This window comes from Stecheria intestinalis, from assembly GCF_009696165.1.
GTDB classification, from domain to species: Bacteria; Bacillota_I; Bacilli_A; order Erysipelotrichales; family Erysipelotrichaceae; genus Bulleidia; species Bulleidia intestinalis.
Genome location: NZ_VUMN01000001.1, coordinates 93,453 through 114,291, shown reverse-complemented (window position 1 = coordinate 114,291; position 20,839 = coordinate 93,453). Strand labels below are relative to the sequence as shown.

Annotated in this window: 19 protein-coding genes; 2 read left to right on the top strand and 17 right to left on the bottom strand. The window is 53.2% G+C overall.

Going from position 1 to position 20,839, the window contains the following annotated elements; genetic code table 11:
* Positions 1–180: 180 nt before the first annotated feature.
* The 7 genes from FYJ51_RS00545 to fmt form a co-directional block, all read right to left on the bottom strand.
* Positions 181–558 carry a desulfoferrodoxin family protein gene (locus tag FYJ51_RS00545; protein WP_105303665.1) on the bottom strand — a complete coding sequence of 126 codons (378 nt, stop codon included), beginning with the start codon at positions 556–558 and terminating at the stop codon, positions 181–183.
* Between the two features lie 58 nt (positions 559–616).
* A complete protein-coding gene (locus tag FYJ51_RS00540) occupies positions 617–4,273 on the bottom strand; it encodes an FtsX-like permease family protein (protein WP_205946082.1) in 3,657 nt (1,218 codons plus the stop codon).
* Between the two features lie 2 nt (positions 4,274–4,275).
* Positions 4,276–4,977, bottom strand: a complete 702-nt coding sequence (locus tag FYJ51_RS00535) for an ABC transporter ATP-binding protein (protein ID WP_105303663.1) — start codon at positions 4,975–4,977, stop codon at positions 4,276–4,278.
* Positions 4,978–5,058: 81 nt separating this feature from the next.
* Positions 5,059–5,325 (bottom strand): 30S ribosomal protein S15, encoded by a 267-nt coding sequence (gene rpsO / locus FYJ51_RS00530; RefSeq protein ID WP_105303662.1) that lies wholly within the window; start codon positions 5,323–5,325, stop codon positions 5,059–5,061.
* Between the two features lie 121 nt (positions 5,326–5,446).
* Positions 5,447–6,556, bottom strand: coding sequence for a radical SAM family heme chaperone HemW (gene hemW / locus FYJ51_RS00525; RefSeq protein ID WP_154502094.1), 1,110 nt, complete (start codon positions 6,554–6,556; stop codon positions 5,447–5,449).
* Positions 6,543–8,351, bottom strand: coding sequence for a translation elongation factor 4 (gene lepA, locus FYJ51_RS00520; protein ID WP_328597259.1), 1,809 nt, complete (start codon positions 8,349–8,351; stop codon positions 6,543–6,545). The genes hemW and lepA overlap by 14 nt, the downstream gene beginning before the upstream one ends.
* 11 nt (positions 8,352–8,362) lie before the next feature.
* A complete protein-coding gene (fmt, locus tag FYJ51_RS00515) occupies positions 8,363–9,301 on the bottom strand; it encodes a methionyl-tRNA formyltransferase (RefSeq protein ID WP_154502088.1) in 939 nt (312 codons plus the stop codon).
* 121 nt (positions 9,302–9,422) lie between these two features.
* On the opposite strand from fmt, the gene rpsT reads away from it, so the two are divergent.
* The gene (gene rpsT, locus FYJ51_RS00510; protein ID WP_105303659.1) at positions 9,423–9,689 is read left to right on the top strand and encodes a 30S ribosomal protein S20; all 267 of its coding nucleotides are present in this window, start codon (positions 9,423–9,425) and stop codon (positions 9,687–9,689) included.
* Positions 9,690–9,741: 52 nt separating this feature from the next.
* On the opposite strand, the gene FYJ51_RS00505 is transcribed toward rpsT, so the two are convergent.
* From FYJ51_RS00505 to ybeY, 9 genes are all read right to left on the bottom strand, one after another.
* The gene (locus tag FYJ51_RS00505; protein ID WP_154502085.1) at positions 9,742–10,398 is read right to left on the bottom strand and encodes a tRNA (adenine(22)-N(1))-methyltransferase; all 657 of its coding nucleotides are present in this window, start codon (positions 10,396–10,398) and stop codon (positions 9,742–9,744) included.
* Positions 10,395–11,546, bottom strand: a complete 1,152-nt coding sequence (rpoD, locus tag FYJ51_RS00500) for an RNA polymerase sigma factor RpoD (RefSeq protein ID WP_154502336.1) — start codon at positions 11,544–11,546, stop codon at positions 10,395–10,397. Before rpoD ends, FYJ51_RS00505 begins: the two co-directional genes overlap by 4 nt.
* A 370-nt stretch (positions 11,547–11,916) precedes the next feature.
* A complete protein-coding gene (gene dnaG / locus FYJ51_RS00495) occupies positions 11,917–13,674 on the bottom strand; it encodes a DNA primase (protein ID WP_154502082.1) in 1,758 nt (585 codons plus the stop codon).
* Positions 13,675–13,685: 11 nt separating this feature from the next.
* Positions 13,686–15,062, bottom strand: coding sequence for a glycine--tRNA ligase (locus FYJ51_RS00490; RefSeq protein ID WP_154502333.1), 1,377 nt, complete (start codon positions 15,060–15,062; stop codon positions 13,686–13,688).
* Between the two features lie 54 nt (positions 15,063–15,116).
* Entirely contained in the window at positions 15,117–15,878 is a 762-nt protein-coding gene (recO, locus tag FYJ51_RS00485) for a DNA repair protein RecO (protein WP_154502079.1), read from the bottom strand.
* Positions 15,871–16,758 carry a GTPase Era gene (gene era / locus FYJ51_RS00480; protein ID WP_154502076.1) on the bottom strand — a complete coding sequence of 296 codons (888 nt, stop codon included), beginning with the start codon at positions 16,756–16,758 and terminating at the stop codon, positions 15,871–15,873. The genes recO and era overlap by 8 nt, the downstream gene beginning before the upstream one ends.
* On the bottom strand, positions 16,755–17,159 hold the full coding sequence (cdd, locus tag FYJ51_RS00475) for a cytidine deaminase (protein ID WP_105303653.1): 405 nt from the start codon (positions 17,157–17,159) through the stop codon (positions 16,755–16,757). The genes era and cdd overlap by 4 nt, the downstream gene beginning before the upstream one ends.
* Before the next feature lie 11 nt (positions 17,160–17,170).
* On the bottom strand, positions 17,171–17,509 hold the full coding sequence (locus tag FYJ51_RS00470) for a diacylglycerol kinase family protein (RefSeq protein WP_154502073.1): 339 nt from the start codon (positions 17,507–17,509) through the stop codon (positions 17,171–17,173).
* Positions 17,503–17,967 (bottom strand): rRNA maturation RNase YbeY, encoded by a 465-nt coding sequence (gene ybeY / locus FYJ51_RS00465; protein WP_105303651.1) that lies wholly within the window; start codon positions 17,965–17,967, stop codon positions 17,503–17,505. Before ybeY ends, FYJ51_RS00470 begins: the two co-directional genes overlap by 7 nt.
* 141 nt (positions 17,968–18,108) lie before the next feature.
* On the opposite strand from ybeY, the gene FYJ51_RS00460 reads away from it, so the two are divergent.
* A complete protein-coding gene (locus tag FYJ51_RS00460) occupies positions 18,109–19,767 on the top strand; it encodes a Na/Pi cotransporter family protein (protein WP_154502070.1) in 1,659 nt (552 codons plus the stop codon).
* A gap of 97 nt (positions 19,768–19,864) precedes the next feature.
* Here the strand turns inward: FYJ51_RS00460 and FYJ51_RS00455 are convergent, their stop codons facing one another.
* Positions 19,865–20,782 carry a PhoH family protein gene (locus tag FYJ51_RS00455; RefSeq protein ID WP_105304892.1) on the bottom strand — a complete coding sequence of 306 codons (918 nt, stop codon included), beginning with the start codon at positions 20,780–20,782 and terminating at the stop codon, positions 19,865–19,867.
* Positions 20,783–20,839 lie beyond the last annotated feature (57 nt).

Below are 20,839 nucleotides of genomic sequence, written 5' to 3'. Positions count from 1 at the left end.
TATGCCTCAGGCCAGAGGTTTGCCTGCACTTTCTTTCAGATTCCACCTCACGATGGACACCCTTGGCGTCCGGCTGGTGGCTGGCGTTGGCAGACTTCGCACCCACAGTGGACTTTCATCGCCAAGATACGTGCCATGCCCGGCACACGAAAAAAGCTTCCCGAAGGAAGCTTGCTGGATTCAGACGGAGGTTTTCCAGAGTCCGTGCAGGTTGCAGTATTCATAGACTGCAATCACTTTCTCGTTCTCGAAGAACTTCACTTCCGGCTTGTCGCCCGGTTTAAGCTCCGCAACGCGGAAGCCGTTTTCCGTCTCGAGCACGATCCACTGGATATAATGCTCCGGCAGCATCGGGTGTTCCACGGACCCGACCGTGACGGTGATGACATTGCCTTCTCTGGTCACGACCGGTACATGTTTCTCCTGAGCAGCATCGACGGTATTCGGCTCCAGCACCTTCATTTCCTGGCCGCAGCACATGGTCGGGCACGGGCTGTCCTGAAGCAGAACAGCAATCTTGCCGCATTTCTCGCAGCGAACGAATTTCAATGATTTCATGATGATGTCCTCCTGTGTTCAATATAGCCGGGTTCAGATTTTCTGTACAGTCATCTGCTCACTCGACGCTCTTGAGGGATTCGACCATGCTGATGTCATGGAGACGTTTCCGCATGAAGCGGTTCACGAGAATGCCGAAGCCGATCGTCAGAAGCACTGACCATAGGATGCTGTCAGGGTCCACTGTCCTGCCGAACATCATCGCATCCATCTCCACTTCCCGCATGATCGTATGATGAAGCAGAACGCCAAGCGGAATGCCGCACAATGCTCCGATCACCGTCAGCACCATATTCTCCTTGTAGATATAGCTCTCCACTTCTCTTTTCCTGAAGCCCAGCACTTTCAGCGTGGCAATTTCGCGCGTGCGCTCGCTGATATTCACGTTGGTCAGATTGCCGAGCACGACAAACGCAAGCGCCATCGAGCTGATGATCAGGACATACACCACCAGATTCAGCGAATGCACGGTATTCTTCCATGTATTCAGAGTGCTGTAGCAGAAGTCAAGGCTTGAGACTTCTGAATATGCGGAAATGGCCTGTTCGCAGGATGCCGGATCCGTTCCATCTTTCAGCTTCAGGAATACGCTGTTCTGTGCAGGAACCGTTCCGAATACGCTCTGATAACAGGCTTCGCTCATCCAGACGAAATGAGACATATACATCTCGGCAATCCCGGCTACTTTCACTTCCTTCACCAGGCCTGCCTTTCCTTCCAGCAGGAACGTATCGCCGATCGCAAGATGCATGTTCTCGCTCATCTTCTCGCTGATGATAACGCCGTCATCACTCAGTGAAATCGGGTCATGGCCGACCCGGGTGCGCAGATCATATGCCTGGCTCAGATCTTCCTCATTCCGGAAAATCATCGCATTCACCGTCTCTTCGACCGAACGGTCCTCCGTATCTGCCTTGGCATTGTAGAACGCGCCACGCACAGTACCTGACACATCCTCCCGGTCCGCGATCTGATCAGCTGCCTTTGAAAGCTCAGAAGCAGACAGATCATCTTTCAGCGTGATGACTGCATCAATCTGATAGATCTCCTCATACTGGATGCTGACCATGTTATCGATGCTGTCCTGGACTCCGAAGCCTGTGATCAGCAATGCACAGCATCCGGCTACGCCGATCACGGTCATGAAGAACCGCTTCTTGTAGCGGAACAGATTTCGAATGGTCACCTTCCACGTGAAGCTCAGCGAATTCCATACTGCAGGAATCTTCTCAAGGAACGTATTCTTTCCGAGTCTCGGTGCCTTCGGCCGCATGAGCTGAGCAGGCACTTCCTTCATATCCGCTCGCAGTACCTTCCATGACGTCAGCTCCATGACCGCAAGGAACAGAAGATCCGCAATTGCCATCACGCTCCACGAAATCTTCAGCTTCATCGGCGGGAGCACATATTCTATTTTCCAAAGGTAATAGATGATCGGCGGGAAAATAGCGAGACCGAGAACCGTCCCGGCCGCTTCACCGATCAGCGCCGCCATGCCTGCATAGATCAGATAGCTCGATGCACATTCTTTCGGAGTATAGCCCAGTGCCCGCATGATGCCGATCTGGCCGCGCTGCTCTTCGATGAGCCGGGTCATCGTCGTCATGCAAACCAGAGCTGCCACCGCTAAGAAGAAGACCGGAAAGATCCCAGCAATGGCCTTCATCTGATTCACCGACTGCCTATAGCTTTCCGAAGCATAATGACCCGAGCGCGTCAGCACGGTCCAGCTGCCCGCTTCCAGATCCTGGATTTTCTGTTCTCCGGCATCGATCTCTGCTCTGGCATCTTCCAGCTTCTGAGCGCCATCTGCTTTCTGTGTTTCCAGTTCAGCTTCACCATCCTGCAGTTTCTGCTTGCCTTCAGCAAGTTCTGCTTCGGCATCCGCAATCTTCTGCCTGTTTGCTTCAAGCTCCGCCCAGCCATCATCAATCTTCTGCTGGCCTTCATCTATTGCCGCATACAGCTCCGTCGCCGCATTGACCGTCTCCGCATACGCACGATCCAGCTGAGCCTGGGCATCATCAATCTGCTTCTGGCCGTCTGCCAGCTGATTCTGAATCGAAGTCTTCTGATCCTGAAGCGCCTGGATCTGAACCGGAATCGCAGCTTTCAGTTCGGCAGCCGTCGAGGTCTCCGTGAGTCCCATCTGATCCGTCAGCGTCTTCAGATCCGGCTGGCCTGCAAGAAGAATTGAGATCGGCAGCTGATCCGGGATCGCTTCCAGCTGCGCGGCAAGCTGATCGAGATTGTTCTTTCTCGTGCGAAGATCCCCCAGCGTCTGATCTTCATAAGGGGACAAGACAGCAGCGCTTTCTTCATCCCCTGCTGCCTGCACCTGGGCAATGATTGTGCTCACTGGAGTCTCATCCGGCAGGTCTGCCAGAGGTTCCAGGAGAGCTGAAAGTCCTGAGGAAGCAGTCTTGCATGCATTGATCAGATCCTGCACTGTATTTGTCTCTGAAAGGCCAAGCGACTCTGCCGCGGCAGAAATCGGCTGGCTCTGTTCTTCTGTAAGAGACTGATACAGCATCGCAAGCTGGATGGATTCATTGAGATGCGTCAGCTGTTCCTGCAGGGTATTGAGCTGTTCAATACCTGTATCGATCTGCTGGATGCCTGCTTCGGCCTGACTCTTCTGTTCTGCGAATTCCTGCTTGCCCTGATCAAGTTTTGTCTGGCCGGCAGAAATCTCAGCCCGGGCATCAAGGATCTTATTCTCGTTCGTATACTTCTGGCTCAGCAGTTCTTCCTGGGACTGCTTCAGTTTCGCTTCTCCGTCGGAAATCTGCGTTTTGCCATCTGCGATCTGCCGTTCTGCGTCCTGGATCTGCTTTCTGGAATCTTCCAGCTGCTGCTCGGCCTCCGCAATCGAAGTATCGTAATCGTTCTTTCCGTCTTCGTATTCCTGCTTCGCATCATCCAGTTTCTTTTCTGCTTCAGCGACGACTGCATCCCGGCGGTGTTCCGCCTGGGTAACGCCGAGGTCTTCGATCTCTTTCTGAACGCTTTCCGTATAGGCGTAATACGCATCTGAGAATTCATCATAGTTTTTCCCATGCACGGTCACGACATTGAGCTCCGTGTCATAGTCCATGGAAAAACAGGATTCCAGCACATACAGATACGTGCTGATCGCCTGGTTGCTGAGGGTGCTGCTCTCCTTGGTCTCATTGAGATACAGCGGCGTATCGATCGTACCGACGATCGTGACCTCATCGATATTCAGATAATCGGAAAGATCATCAGATGGTCTGGACAGCGTTACGGTACTGCCGATCGCAAAACCAGACGTCCCATCAGTTCCTGCTTCGGCCAGAGCTTCATGTTCATTTTCCGGAAGTCTTCCCTCTCTCAGCTGAAACTGATTGATCGTATCATCAGGGTTATAGGCATGGACGCGGGTGACCCGGATCGAAGACCCGGAAGCTGCATAAACATCCGCAAACTTCGTTCCCTCGGCATCCGCGACTTCATCGAGCACTTTCACTGCGTCAATATCATCTTCATCAAAGCCGTAATTGGAATAGACCGTGATGTCCTTCAGATTCAGTTCATCATCATAGACCTGCACCGAATACGACATCACCGTCCCCGAAGAAACAAGGCCCAGGAAAAACGCAACGCCGATTGCCACAATCGCGGTCAGCGAAAAAAAACGGCTTCGCGTCGTATGGATCATGCGCTTCAGATTTTTCTTCCTGGTCTTGTTCATCCTTACCATTCAATCTCCGAAATGTCTTCCGGATGCGGATTTACCTCATCCGAAACCACCCTGCCGGAGCGCAGTGAAATCACCCGATCGCCCATCGGGCAGATCGCAAGATTATGCGTGATGATCACCACCGTCATGCCAGTCATTCTGGCAGTATTCTGCAATAGCTTCAGAATCTGCTTGCCGGTCACATAATCGAGAGCACCGGTCGGCTCATCGCATAAGAGCAGCTTCGGATTCTTGGCAAGGGCTCTTGCGATGGCAACCCGCTGCTGTTCGCCGCCGGAAAGCTGGCTCGGAAAATTGTTCATGCGGTCTTTCAGGCCGACCTGCTCCAGCGTCCTGGCCGGGTCGAGCGGGTTGCGGCAGATTTCCGAAGCAAGCTCCACATTCTCCAGAGCGGTCAGATTCTGCACGAGATTATAGAACTGGAATACGAAGCCGATATCATAGCGGCGGTAGTCGGTCAGCTGTCGCTCATTCATCTGATCAACGCGGACACCGTCTGCTTCGACGATGCCGGAGGTTGCCGTATCCATGCCGCCTAGAATATTCAGAACCGTGGACTTTCCGGCTCCGGAAGCACCGGCAATGATCGTGATCGAGCCCTTGACGATGGAAAACGAAATGCCGTCCAGGGCATGGATTTCGACTTCGCCCTGCTGATAGATCTTCGTGACATCTTCAAACCGGATAAAACTCATGGAGGCCTCCTGATGTGTAAATCATTATAAAGAAAAACAGACATTTCTGTCTGCTTTTCCATGAAATCTCATGAGGTACGATTACTTGCGGAGACCGAGCTTGGAAACCAGATCACGGTAGCGGTTGACATCCGTGCGCTTCAGGTATTCCAGCAGGTTCTTGCGGCGTCCTACCATTGTAGCAAGTCCGCGGTTGGAAGAATAATCCTTGTGGTTATTCTGCATGTGGACCGTCAGACGGTTGATCTGCTCTGTCAGCATTGCGACCTGTACTTCGACAGAACCGGTATCGCCTTCCTTGCGGCCGTATTCGCGGATGATTTCAGCTTTCTTTTCTTTCTCTAACATGTATTTTTCCTCTTCTTTCTTCTAAGTCCTTCTAGTCCGAGCTGACGTTCAGAGGTACGTGCATCCCAGGCTGAAAGCACTAACTAATTTATCAGAACTGACTGCTTCCTGCAAGATTATTTCATTCCTCAGGCAGGAATTCCTCCAGAACCGTATTCAGAATCTCATAGCTCTTCTTCGTGCATGCCAGATACCGTTCCTCTTCTTTCAGCCAGCCCTTCTGAAGAAGGCGGCTGATGACGCTGCCGTAGACTTCATTGACATCGATGCCGAAGGTCTCCTGAAACAGCTTCCGGTCAAGACCTCTCACTAAGCGCAGCGACATCATGACCATTTCAAAGCGGGCATCTGCTTCGGAAAGCAGAATCTTCTTCACCGCCAGGGGATCTTCCAGGTATTCCTTCAGCGTGCCATGATCATAGCGCAGCAGCCCTTCCTTGCCGGACGCTCCTGCTGAAATGCCATAGAAGTCCCGGTAATTCCAGTACATCAGATTATGGCGCGATTCATAGCCGCGAAGTGCGAAATTGGAGATCTCATACTGCTGATAGCCATGTTCCGGAAGCGTCCTGCAGATCCATTCATACATGTCTGCCTCCGCATCATCATCGAGATGATTCAGCTTCCTGGCGGCAAATGCAGTTCCTTGTTCGATCGTCAGCGAATACAGCGAGAGATGCGCAGGCTTCAGATCCATGGCATGATATACCGCCTGCTGCAGCTGGGCCATGGTCTGACCAGGCAGCGAATACATGAGGTCCAGCGAGAGATTCGCGATCCCATGCCTCCTCAATAATTCCATGCAGGCAGCCGTATCTTCATAAGAATGATGGCGGTTCATCAGCGCAAGCAGCTTCGGATTATCACTCTGATAGCCGATCGATGCCCGATTGATGCGATGTCGTGCCAGGCATTCTGCCTTGGCTTCATCGAGGGTTTCCGGGTTGACTTCAATCGTGTATTCTTCTGCTTCTTCCGCATACGGATCCAGCATGGAAAGCAGCACTTCCAGCTGGGTGAGAGAAAGCGCAGTCGGCGTGCCGCCGCCCAGATAGATCGTCTTCAGAGAAGCGGACCGGACCCTTGCCGACAGCTCCTGTTTCAGGGCTTTCAGCCAGGCATCTGCCCGCTCTATGCAATATGGCTCGTGCGTGAAATCGCAGTAGGCACAGATTGAGCGGCAGAACGGGACATGCACATAGAGTGCTTCCGGATGATCAGTGCGAATCATCGTCCATGGACAGAACCGACATAAAGGCTTCCTGCGGAATCACGACGGAACCGACTGCCTTCATGCGCTTCTTGCCTTCTTTCTGCTTCTCGAGCAGCTTCTTCTTCCGGCTGATATCTCCGCCATAGCACTTGGCAAGCACGTTCTTGCGCACCGCCTTGATATTCGTGCGGGCAATCACCTTGCCGCCGATCGCAGCCTGAACCGGAATCTCAAACTGCTGCTTCGGGATCAGCTCCTTCAGCTTCACGGTGATCGCCGATCCTCTGGCATACGCTTCCGAGCGATGGATGATGACCGAAAGCGCATCGACCACCTCTCCATTGAGCAGGATATCCATGCGGACCAGGTCATCCGTGCGATAGCCAATCGGTTCATACTCAAGGCTTGCATAGCCCTTCGTGCAGCTTTTCAGCTTGTCAAAGAAGTCAAAGATGATCTCAGAAAGCGGCATCTCATACGTCAGCGTATTTCTGCCGGTATCGATGACTTCCATGCCTTTGTAGATGCCGCGCTTTTTCTGGCAGAGCTCCATGACCGGGCCGATGAAGGTATCAGGCACCATGATCTCTGCTTTGACATACGGTTCTTCGACATGGTCGACTTTGGACGCATCCGGCATCTTGGCCGGGTTGTCGATCTCCAGCATCGTGCCATCAGAAAGAAAGACATGATAGATCACCGAAGGAGCTGTCGCGATCAGATCGAGATTGTATTCCCGCTCAAGCCGTTCCTGGACGACATCCATATGCAGCAAGCCCAGGAAGCCGCAGCGGAATCCGAAGCCGAGGGCTTGCGAGGTTTCCGGTTCATACTGCAGGCTGGCATCGTTGAGCTGAAGCTTGTNGAGCGCATCATGAAGGTCCTGGAACTTGGCCGCATCGCTCGGATACAGGCCGCAGTAGACCATCGGATTCAGTTTCTTGTAGCCGGGAAGAGGCTTGTCTGCAGGATTGTCTGCGGAAGTGACGGTATCGCCGACCCGGACATCATGGATGTCCTTGATCGAAGCCGCAAACCATCCGACATCCCCGCATACCAGCGTATGGACCGGGACTTCTTTCGGGTTGCGGATGCCGGCTTCAAGCACTTCATATTCCGCACCGGTTGCCATGAAGCGGATATGATCGCCGACATGGATCTCGCCCTGCCGGATGCGGACAAGCGCAATGACACCGCGGTAGCTGTCATAGATGCTGTCGAAGACAAGCGCCTGCAGCGGTGCTTTCGGATCTCCGGACGGAGCCGGGATCTTGTGCACGATCTGCTCGAGCACCTGATCGACATTGAGACCGGTGCGGGCGCTGATCTTAGGAGCTTCTGAGCAGTCTAATCCGATGATGTTCTCGATCTCATGGCGGACCCGTTCCGGCTGGGCATTGTTCATGTCCACCTTGTTGATGACTGGCAGGATCTCGAGATTGTTATCCAGGGCAAGATACGTGTTGGCAAGCGTCTGCGCCTGGACGCCCTGAGTCGCATCGACGACGAGGATCGCTCCTTCGCAGGCCGCAAGCGACCTGGATACTTCATAGGAAAAGTCAACATGCCCTGGCGTATCGATCAGGTTGAACAGATATTCCTGTCCATCCTTTGCATGATAGGAAAGCTGCACGGCATTCAGCTTGATCGTGATGCCGCGTTCCCGTTCCAGATCCATGTCATCGAGGATCTGAGCTTTCATATCGCGTTCCTTGACGGTATCCGTCATCTCGAGGATGCGGTCTGCCAGGGTGCTCTTGCCATGGTCGATATGAGCGATGATGCAGAAATTGCGGATATGGTTCTGGTCAATCATGGATTACCTCATTCAAACTGCCTGCCGATCAGATTCCGGCCGGCGCCATTCATAAATGCGTCCGCATCCATGGCATTCTTGCCCTGCATCTGCAGGCGGATTACCTTCAGGATACCGCCCCTGCAGGCGATGCGCATCGCATGGTTCTGGATATCAAGAATTGTTCCCGGGACAGCCGGTTCTTCGGTCTGCTCCATGCGCACTTCCAGGAACTTGATGCGCTTATGGTCAATCATTCCGTAAGGACCTGGTTCTTCCAGCAATGCCCGGCAGTGGTTGTAAAGCTCCGGCATCTGTTCTTTTTCAAAGAAGATCTGCTCTTCTTCCCGGCTGATGTTGCGAGCGATCGTCTTCTGCCTTTCGTCCTGCGGTTCGCCAGCCAGTTCGCCATTCAGATACTTCGGAAGATTCTCTGACAATAGATCTGCCGCTAACGGAGCAAGTTTCCGGAACAGGTGTCCGGAGGTCTCATCCGGATCAACCGGCACAGAAGTGCGGGCAAAGATCCGGCCGGCATCCATCGCATGAACCATCTCCATCAGGCAGATATCAATCGAGGAATCCCCATTCCAGATCGTCCGCTGGATCGGAGCACCGCCCCGGTATTTCGGCAGGGCACTAGGATGGATGTTCAGACAGCCGAAGCGCGGTGCTTCGAGAATCACATCCGGAACAAACTGCCCGTAAGCACAGGTGATGATGAGATCCGGCTTCATTGCAAGGACCCCTTCCGGTTCCTCTTTCAGATTTCTCGGGGCGATGCATGACGTCCCATGTGCTTCTGCCAGCGCATGAACCGGAGTCGGTTCAATGAGATGTTTCCGGCCGATGGGACGGTCCGGCTGCGAAACGACACCGACGACCTGATGGCCATCTTCATAGAGACGATTCAGAATTGCTGCCGCAAATTCTGCGGTTCCGAAGAAAACGATACGGATGGAATCCATGAGCGGGTACCTCCTTGGAAAATTCTCCGTCATTATACCGTATTCCTGCTCGTTCCGGACGTTGCAATTTGAAAGGCCGTAGGTTATAATTCTCTCGTTTGAAACGAAGGAGGTGTGTTCCATGGCAAATATCAAGTCCCAGAAGAAGCGTGCAATCACCAATGCTAAGCGCCAGGCTGCCAATACTGCTAAGCGGACTGAAGTCAAGAATGCGATCAAGGGTGTTCTGACTGCGGTTGAAGCAAAAGATGCAGACGCTGCCAAGAAGGCATATGATCATGCAAACTCGGTTCTGGATAAGGCAGTTGCTGCTCATATCAAGAAGGGCAACTATGCTGCACGCCAGAAGTCCCGTCTTGCCAAGGCTGTTAATTCCATTAACGGCTGAGACGATCAGAAGCGTTGAAAAATATACCCTGTCGGCTGACAGGGTGTTTTTTTTATGGATTGACAGATTCGTAAATTGCAAGCCGCCGGGACAGTCTGGCAGCTGTCTCATCTTCAGGGCGCTTCGAGAGGATCATGCTCAGAAGTTCTGCCTGCTTCTGACAGTCGTCGAGAAACAGCGGACTTCTTTCGTTCAGAAGACATGGTCCGAGCAGAATCTCACGGTCTGCATAAGGCGCATGTTCCTGCATGCTGAACGAGACAGCGGTATAGACCTTGCCCCGGTCATTGACCATGCATTCCTCGTGAATGGTCTTCCTGCGATCGCTGATCCACTTTCTCAATAGATCCGTATCACCGTTTACCTGGACGATGATGCGGCGAAACGAAGGAAGCCGTTCCTCTGCCCGCTCGAGAATTGCCTGCGCGGTATACCAGCCCATGCCGGCAATCACTGCGCAATCTGCATCTTCGGGGACCTGAATGAATCCATCGGATAGAATCGCGAAGACTTTTCCTTCCAGATGCTCTGAAGCGATGTTGGTCTTTGCTGCGGATAACGGTCCTTCCGCAACGTCGCAGGCATAAGCTTTCGGGCAGATTCCCCTCTTCACAAGATCAATCGGCAGATAGCCATGGTCGGTGCCGATATCTGCCAGGATCGTTCCTGAGGGAACAAGGGCAGAGATTGCTTTCAGACGCTGGTTCATTTATCGAAGAAATCCTTGAGGCGCTTGGAGCGGGTCGGATGCTTCAGCTTGCGCAGTGCCTTCGCCTCAATCTGACGGATGCGCTCGCGGGTCACATTGAATTCCTTGCCGACTTCTTCCAGGGTTCTGGTTCTGCCGTCATATAATCCGAACCGCAGGCGGAGAACCTTCTCCTCGCGGTCGGTCAGCCCGGACAGGACGGTGTTGATCTCATCCTTGAGCAGCTGATTATTGGCATACTCATCCGGGGACATCGCATCTTTATCTTCGATGAAGTCGCCGAGATGCGAATCATCTTCCTCGCCGATCGGGGTTTCCAGAGACACCGGTTCCAGCGCGATCTTCTGGATCTCCCGGACTTTTTCCGGAGAGATGCCGTCCATGCGTGCACTGATTTCCTCCGCCGTCGGATCTCTGCCGAGTTCCTGCACGAGCTGGCGCTGAACTCTCGTCAGCTTGTTGATGGTTTCGACCATGTGGACCGGAATGCGGATGGTTCTTGCCTGGTCGGCAATGGCTCTCGTGATGGCCTGGCGGATCCACCAGGTCGCATAGGTGCTGAACTTGAAGCCTTTGCGGTAGTCGAATTTCTCGACCGCCTTGACGAGGCCCATGTTTCCTTCCTGGATCAGATCCAGAAACAGCATGCCTCTGCCGACGTATTTCTTGGCAATCGAAACGACGAGACGGAGGTTCGAGGAGATCAGGATGTTCTTGGCTTCCTCATCCCCTGCTTCGATGCGCTTGGCAATCTCCGGTTCATCTTCAGGCTTCAGCAGCGGAACCCGGCCGATCTCTTTCAGATACATCTTGACCGGATCATTCAGCGAGACGCTCGTTCCCCGGCTGGCGCTGGAATACGCACTGCTGATCGCCCGGGACATGCTGCCGACGGTTTCGACGGAGCTGTCTTTCTCATCTTCTTCCTCATCGCCGGTATCTTCGGGACGATCGTCTTCTTCCTCTTCTTCTTCGTCCTCGAGGTCCATGTCTTCTTCCGAGCTCAGCGCTTCGATGTCTTCTTCTTCCGAGACGGTCATGCCCTCTTCGCTGAACCAGTTCCAGAGAGCTTCCATATCGTCATCGGTCATATCAAGACGAGACAGAGAGGCCAGAATATCCTTCTGATAGATCTCCCCGTCTTTCATATAGACTCTGCGGAATTCTTCCTTCAGCTCATCCAGGGTCTTTAGTTCCTTGTGCTTGTCAGCCGTCCGGTAGATCTCGATCTGGGTATGAGCATCTTCTCTTACCGGCTTTTCAGAAGGAACCGGTGCCTGGTAAGTCCAGGCGGTCTCGTTGTCTGCTTCCGGCAGCGGACCAGGAATATAAGCAGGAAGCTTTCCTGCTTCAAAAGCAGCAGTATTCTCTTTCAGGATTTCCTCATCCTGAAAGATCTCTCTGCGGATTGCAGCAGCTTCCATCATGGAGGCACGCTGTTTCCGAAGTGCAGCCTGGTGGCTGCGGGCATTACCGGAGTATGCAGGCTTCTTCAATGCAGATCCTGCCGGCTTTGTTTCAGCTGTTTCTGTTTTCTTCATCTAGGTACCTCCGTAATTCTTTCAGGCATTCCTGATATTCATTCAGGATGACTTCACGTGTTTCACTGTTCATCGGGGCGGATAGCTGTTCCCGGAAGGCATCAGCCTGCAGGGAACGCACGCTGATCAGCACTTTGCGGATCGCCCCATCGAGGATGCTTTCGTCATACTCTGCCGAATACGCCCAGGAATCTGCAAGCTTGGAGATCAGGTTCTTCTGTTCCTGGCTGTCCGCTTCATCAATCAGAGAAGCGGGTTCAATCTGATCATGCGTGCGGTAGGCATCCACGATCATCATGGCAACCGCATTCCGATCCGGATCAGTCAGATATCCGAGCTTCTCTTCAAATCTTGCCGATGCACTTCTGCTTGCCAGCATCATCGCCAGGATCTGCTCTTCTGCTTCGCTCGTGCCATCCGGCGTCTTTGCGGGAATACTCTGTTTCGGCACATAGGCTGCCGTCCGGTTCTTCGGCGTGTAATCCAGCCGGAATCCGGAAAGCCTGGAAAGTTCTTCCGTAAAATGGCGGCGGTCAAATTCATCATCGAGCTGATCGATCTCGGCCTGGGCTTTGCGGACAAAGTCTTTCTTATCCTGATAGCTGTCGAAGTTCGTATGCTTCGAGAGATAGTTCAGGACAAATTCCATCCAGGTGATCTCGGACTTGGCCAGCTGCTGCAGTGCTTCCGCACCGCGCTGGCGGATGATTTCATCCGGATCAAGACCGGTCTTGTTGTCGATCACGGAGACGACGCAGCCCTGAGCTCTGGCCATGCGGGCAGCCCGCCAGGTTGCGGCCTGGCCCGGATCGTCGCCGTCATAGCAGAATACGATCTTTGCGGCAAGGTTCTTCAGGATGCCGATCTGATGCTCAGTGCAGCTCGTGCCCAGGGTGCAGACAGCATTGTCCATGCCGGCTCTGGCAAAGGCAATGACATCGGTCACGCCTTCGCAGACGTAGATCTTTCCTTCTCTGCGGGAGGCAGTTCTTGCCCGGTGGGCATTGTAGACCAGATCGCTCTTATGGAACAGTTCGGTGTCTGTGGTATTGATGTATTTGGAAGGATTCTCCGGATCGATCGTTCTCGCGGAGAAGCCGATCGGGTTTCCTTCGGCGTCATGAATCGGAAATGTGATGCGGCCGCTGAAAACGTCATGAAGACCAGAGGCAGATGTACGGACCACATTGCATGCGGTCATGTCGCTGTCTTCAAAGCCTTTGGCTTCGAGGAATGCATGCAGCGCATCGCCAGGCGGATTGTAGCCGATTGAGAATTTCTCTCGGACGGCCTCATTGAGACCGCGTTTCTCAAGATATGCTTTCTCGGCTTCTGCCTGGGCGGTATTCATCTGATACATCGTCCAGCGGATCGTCTCGTTGAGAATCCGGTGCAGGACTTCGATATGCGGGTCTTCCTGCTTCTTCGGTGCACTGACATGCACGGAAAGCGGGTAGCCGACCAGGTCTGCCACATGCTCCACCGCTTCCGGAAACGAGATGTTCTCGTAGTTCTGGACGAAGGTGAAGACATTGCCTCCGGCTCCGCATACGAAGCATTTGTAGATCTGCCGGTCCGGCGAGATCGTCATGGAAGGAGAATGATCATCATGAAACGGGCATAGTGCGACATAGCCGCTTCCCTTCCGGGTTACCTGCAGATATTTTCCGATGACCTGGACAATATCGGCCTTCTTCCGGATCGCATCGATTTCTTCTTCTGGTATTCTCGCCATTCAGGTCCTTTCTAGAAACGGATCTCCTTGCAGATGCGGCTGCGGACTTCTTCGACGCTCAGTCTCTCCTGCTGCATCGTATCGCGGCTGCGGATGGTTACGGTTCCATCTGCCAGGGTCTGATCATCGACTGTGATGCAGTATGGCGTGCCGATCTCATCCTGACGGCGGTAGCGCTTGCCGATGGAGCCGGCTTCATCGTATTCCGTCTCGAAATCATAGCTCAGTTCCTTGCGGATCTTCAGAGCGGTCTCACTGTGTGCCTTCTTCTTCAGCGGGAGCACAGCTGCTTTGACCGGTGCGAGCACCGGGCTGAAATGCATGACGATGCGGGTATCGCCGTTCTCCAGCTGCTCCTCATCATACGCATCCGTGAAAAACATGAAGAACAGACGTTCGACACCGACAGCCGGTTCGACAACATACGGAAGATACTTCTCATTGGTGACCGGATCCAGATACGTCAGATCCTTGCCGGAATGATTCTGGTGCTGGGTCAGGTCATAATCGGTACGATCTGCAATGCCCCAGAGTTCGCCCCAGCCCCACGGGAACTTGTATTCGATATCCGTGGTAGCCTTGGAATAAAAGCTCAGTTCTTCCTTGGCGTGATCACGGAAGCGGAGATTCTCCTTGTTTCCGCCGAGACTCAGGATCCAGTCCATGCAGAACTGGCGCCAGTAAGGGAACCAGTCATCATCGGTTCCCGGCTTGCAGAAGAATTCCATTTCCATCTGCTCGAATTCACGCGTGCGGAAGATGAAGTTGCCCGGCGTGATCTCATTGCGGAAGCTCTTGCCGATCTGGCCGATGCCGAACGGAAGCTTCTTGCGGTAAGCACGCTGCACATTCTTGAAATCGACGAACATGCCCTGGGCAGTCTCCGGACGGAGATAGATCGTACTCTTGGCATCTTCCAGCGTTCCCTGGAACGTCTTGAACATCAGGTTGAACTGACGGATCGGTGTAAAGTCATGGCTGCCGCAATCCGGGCACGGGATGTTGTTTTCCTTGATGTACTGCTCCATCTGCTCGTTCGTCCAGCCTTCGCAGCTGACTTTTCCGCCCGACCAGTTCTCGATCAGCTGGTCTGCGCGATGACGGGTCTTGCACTGCTTGCAGTCCATCAGCGGATCGCTGAATCCCTTCAGGTGTCCGGAAGCTTCCCAGACTTTCGGATTCATCAGAATCGCTGCCTGGATCTCCACATTATTCGGATCTTCCTGAATGAACTTCTTCTGCCATGCTTTCTTGATATGATCCTTTAAAAGGACTCCGTAAGGTCCGAAGTCCCAGGTATTGCTAAGTCCGCCGTAAATTTCAGAACCCTGGAACACGAATCCGGTGTTCTTGGCATGCTGAACAATAGTATCGAATGTCTTTTCCATAAATGGCACGCAGTCTCTCCTTACTATATAGAAAACATTAGGAGTATAGCACTTTCACATAACTGCTTCAATGCCGAAAAACCGCTGAAACAGGCCAAAAGAGCGCAGATGAATACCTGCGTGAAGTTCCAGGAAAGAAACGAGAATCCCGGTCATGGAGCTCCAGTCACGGAAATACGGAGAAACCAGGTCTATCTGCTCCGGACCTGCCTTGGCAAGCACCCGGAATGCCCGCAGCTGTTCAATCGTCCAGGGCTTCAGATTTCTCGCGGCTGCATCCTCTGCGCAGAGGAATCCGCCTTCTTTCAGAGAGAATGCAGAAGCTTCCGGTTTTCCGCAGAGTACGCATGCATCGACTTCCGGGCTGATTCCATGAGTTCTCAGCATGGAAGAAAGAAACAGCGCGGCAGTGAGATCCGCAGGTTTCTTCTCATTCAGATGCTGAAAGGAAAGATCGAGCAGCCGGTACGTTTCTGCAGCCGACTCCTCATCCGGCCCTTCCAGCGTCATCGCATCCGCACATTCGGCCATCAGGGAAGCAGCACAGCCAGCCAGCAGATCTTCGTGCAGAAAGCGGTACAGAGAAACGGTGCGGGCTGTCTTCATGCGGAACATCGTCCGATCCGGACGGTAGTCCAGCGAGAACTCTGCCTTCGTATACGGAAGCACGGAACCGGCATTCTTCGAATTCATCTTTCTGACTCCGGCAGCGACCAGGGAAAGCTTTCCATAGTCTTCTGTCAGCACCGTCAGGATCACAGCATTTTCCCGGTAGTCTGTCTGTTTCAGAATCAGTCCGGTGATCTGCTCATTCATCGATATTTCCGTAGCCGTACTGGGAGATGCGGGAATCCCGGTCGCGCCATTCTTCCTCGACCCGGACGAACAATTCCAGTTTTACTGGACATCCGACAAGTTCTGAGATATCCGGAATCGCAGCCGTGCGGATGCGCTGCAGCATCGATCCTCCCTTGCCGATCAGGATGGCTTTCTGCCCTTCCTTCTCGACTAAGATCATGGCCTGCACATAGCACGTTCCTTCCTCAAAAGTCTTCGACTCGACGACTACAGCGGAAGCGTGCGGGACTTCCTGTTCCGTGCAGAGAAGGATCTTCTCCCGGATGATTTCGGCAATCCGGAAGTTCTCCGGTTCATCGCTTACGATATCTCTCGGAAACATCGGATCTCCTTCCGGCAGATACCTGATGGTCGTATCCAGCAGTTCCCGGAAGTTTTCCTGCTTCAGTGCGGAGATCGGGAAGTATTCTGCAAAGGAGAACTGCTTCTGATAGCTCAGCAGCGTGTTCAGAATATCATCTTTCTTCATCCGGTCGATCTTGTTCAGAAGCAGGAAGACCGGAAGACCGGTATTCTTCACCATCTCCAGCACGTATTTATCACCTGGCCCGTACGGAACGCTGCCATCGATAACCAGGTAGATCAGGTCCACCCCCTGGATCACATTGGCAGCCTCTTTGTTCATTCTGGTTTCCAGGCGGTGTCTTGCTTTATGAATGCCCGGCGTATCCGTGAAGACGATCTGGGCATCTTCGGTATTGACGATGCCGCGGATTTCCGAGCGAGTGGTCTGCGGCTTAGCCGAGACGATCGCGATCTTCTCTTTCACCAGGGCATTGATCAGCGTAGATTTGCCTGCATTCGGCCGTCCGGCAATTGCAACGAATCCGGACCTCATCGAATGACGTCCTCCGTCGTAAACTGCAACGGCAGAAGTTCATCGATGTCCGTATCCTGGGATTCTCTGCCATTGGAGAGATAGATCGGGGTATGGTGATCCAGCAGCTCTGAAAGCACCTGGCGGCAGATGCCGCATGGTCCGGCGATCCGGTCGCCGTCGGAGACGATGGCAAGCGCTGCAATTGAATCTTTGCGGTAGCCTCTGCTGTATGCCGCAAAGACCGCGGAACGCTCCGCGCAGTTGGTAGCGCCGAAGCTGGCGTTCTCGATGTTGGTTCCCCAGAATACCGTTCCGTCCTTGCACAGGACAGCGGCCCCGACATGGTATTTCGAATATGGTGCGTAGCTGTTCTTCATTGCCTTGAATGCTTCGGCAATCAGTTCTTCTTTCGTAAGCATGTTTCTTCCTCCTAGTTCAGATGCTCCAGCAGGATCATGACCGCAATCACCAGCGCGGTCAGCGCAGCAATCAGCACGCCTCCTGCCGACATATCCTTGATCACTTCAATCCGGTGATCATATTCCGTGCTGTGCAGATCGCACAGCTTCTCAATGCACGTATTGAATACTTCAGCGCCGATGACAAGGCCGATCGCAAAGACCACAAAAGCCCATTCCAGGATCGTAAGCTTCAGAACGAAACCGGCGATGACGGCAAGGATGCCGAGGATGATCTGAATCCGTACGGCCGGATGCCCCCAGGCGTCTCTCAGACCATGAAAGGCAGGCAGGAATTTCTTTTTCAGCATGACGAGTTCCGCGGCAGAATCGGGTCCAGAATCTCATCCTGCAAAGCGAACATGACCTTCTCGTCTTCGGGTTTCATATGATCGTAGCCAAGACAATGCAGAAGGCCATGGCAGAACAGAAAGCCGACTTCCCGCTTCAGGGAATGTCCGTATTCCTTCGCCTGCCTGGCGGCATAGTCGATGTTCAGAAACAAGTCGCCGAGATCGGCATGTTCTTCCGGCGTCTCGCCGGGATACGAGAAATCATTGGCAGCGAAGCTGATGATATCCGTAGGCCGGTCGATATTCCGGTATTCCCGGTTGATGACATGAATCGTGCGGGAACGCACGAAGGTGACTGAAATTTCCAGATCGTCCGAAAGGCCGAGCTTTTTCTCTGCAGCACTGCTGATCTTCCTGAAAAGCGGAAGATAGGCTTCCGCAGGCTGGTTCGTGCGGTTGATGAGCGTTATTTCCATGAACAGAATCCTGCCTTCTTCTTCCGGTATTATAGCACGTGGGGATTGTTTTCATGCGGTTGACCGAAGACTCTGATCACTTTACAATAACTTCTGAATTACGAATCTAACAAACTCACAAGGAAAGTCTAGAGGGAAGATATGACATTGTCATCCATCAGCTGGGATATGATACTGGGCGGCTTCGGCCTGTTCATGTTCGGTATCAGCTTCATGGGCAGCGGCCTGAAATCCGTGGCGGGAGATCAGATGCGCGATTATATCAATAAGTACACCGCCAGTCCCTTCAGCGCCATGCTGATCGGAATTGTAATGACCATTCTGATGCAGTCATCTTCTGCCTGCACCGCCATCACGATCGGTTTCGTGCGGGCAGGTCTCATGAACCTCGAACAGGCAGCCGGCATCGTCATGGGTGCCAACATCGGCACGACGGTCACCAGCTTCCTGATCTCGATGAATATCGATGAATACGCCATGTACATCGTCTTCGCCGGCTGCATGCTGATTGTCTTCGGCAAGAAAAGAAAGACGCAGTACTACGGCGATGTGATCCTGGGATTCGGCTTGATCTTCTATGGTCTGCGCTGCATGGGCGATTCGCTTTCTGCCCTCAAGGATCTTCCGGAGTTCAGCGATTTTGCCCTGCAGATGAGCAATAACTCCTGGCTGTCGATGATCACCGGTGCCATCATGACTGCTGTCGTCCAGGCCTCTGCCGCAACGATCGGCATGGTGCAGAAACTCTATCAGGCAAATGCCCTGACCCTGCAGGCTTCCCTGCCGTTTATGTTCGGTGCCAATATCGGCACGACGATCACCGGTATCCTGGCGGCGATGGGAGGGAGTCTGGGAGCCAGGAGAACTGCATGCCTGCATACCGTATTCAATATCTTCGGAACGCTGCTGGGAATGCTGCTGTTAACGGCGTATACGAACCTGATCACGTCGTTAGCGAATCTATGGCATCTGAATCCGATGATGCAGATCGCCATTGCAAACATGATCTTCAACATCACGACGACCATCATCTTCATGCCGTTCCTCAAACAGATTGTCGGAATGATCTCAAAGATCATTCCTGGTTCCGAACCGACAAGACCTGAAGTCAGCATCGATAATCTCGATGCGAATATCGGTACGCTCCTTCCGGCAGCCGTCATTGAAGAAGCAGAGCAGGCAATCGGCAAGATGGCTGATGTCGTCCGCCAGGATATCGCGGAAACCCGCGACTTCCTGAATAAGCCCGGTACTGCGGATGACCGCGAGCTGCTGGATCAGAATGAAGCGCTGATCAACCGATGCGACAAGAAGATCACGGAGTTCCTCGTCAGTGCCAGCGTCAAAGCTTCGTTCCCGCCGCAGGATAAAGAGAATATGCGCATGGATCTGGAAGTCATCAAGAACCTGGAACGCATCGGCGACCTGGCCATGAATCTGACGGAATTCTTCCAGATGGTATTCGATGACGACGGCATGTTCACTCCGGATGCGATTGAAGACATCAATACGATGTTTGATATCCTGCTTCATATGTACAGCCGGGCAATTGAAATCTACCGCACGAAAGACAGAAGCCTGTTCGCTTCTCTGGAAGAAGATGAGAACGCGATGGATGCGATGGAATACCGTTCCCGCCAGGCTCATTTCGACCGTATGAGCCGCAATGAATGCTCGTCTGCAGTTGCTGCTTCCGTCTACTGCGACATTCTCGGAAACCTCGAGCGTATGGGCGATCACTGCTGCAATATCGCAAGGATTTCCCTGTCGGTTACAGCGGAAGCTGCCGCAGAAGCATAATCAGGGTTCTCAGGGTGATGGAGTTCATGCTCATCGCCCTTTTTCATGCATGCATAAAAAGATCAGCCTCCCATAAGGAAGCTGGTCGGAAAATGATTCAGTTCTTCTTTTCGTACTTCTCGTAGCGTTCCAGGATCTTCTGAACGAGCGGATGGCGCACGACATCGTCGCTCGTCAGATGCATGATTGCGATCTCATCCATGTCTTTCAGAACCAGCGAAGCATCAATGAGCCCGGATGTCATTCCCGGCTTCAGGTCAATCTGCGTGATATCGCCGGTGATGACCATCTTCGAATGGAAGCCGAGTCTGGTCAGGAACATCTTGAGCTGGGAAGGCGTCGTATTCTGTGCTTCATCCAGGATGACAAACGCATCATCCAGCGTTCTGCCGCGCATGTAGGCTAATGGCGCAATCTCGATGATCCCTTTCTCCATCAGCGTTTCCGTCTTCTCGTTTCCGAGCATCTCATGCAAAGCATCATAGAGCGGCGTCAGATACGGATCGACTTTCTCCTTCAGATCGCCTGGCAGAAAGCCGAGCGATTCGCCTGCTTCCACGGCCGGACGGGTCAGGATGATACGATGCACATCGCCTTTCTTCAGGGCAGTCACCGCTTCAGTCACCGCCAGGAAGGTCTTGCCAGTCCCTGCCGGTCCGATCGCAAAGACGATGTCATAGCGTTCCATCGCTTTGACGAATGCATTCTGGCCTTTCGTCTTGGGAACGATGGGCTTGCCGGAATAGGTTCTTCCGACCAGCACCCGATTCCAGTCTTCAAAATCGATCGGCTGCCCGCTGACTGCCAGCCGGCAGGCATAGATGACATCCTGCTCGCTGATGGCATGTCCTTTCTTCACGGCAGCTACCAGTGCCTGCAGCACTTCTCTGAGCTGTTCTTCTTTCTGATCGGAATCTTCATGCATAGTGAAGACGCCGTCCCGGAAGGAAAGTTCCGTCTGAAGGCATTCTGATAGGATCGTCAGATTGCGGTCGCCGGAACCTACCAGGTCCATTTCCTGGCTGGTGCTCAGATCTTCCAGTCTGATTGTTCTGGTTTTCTCCAAGGAATA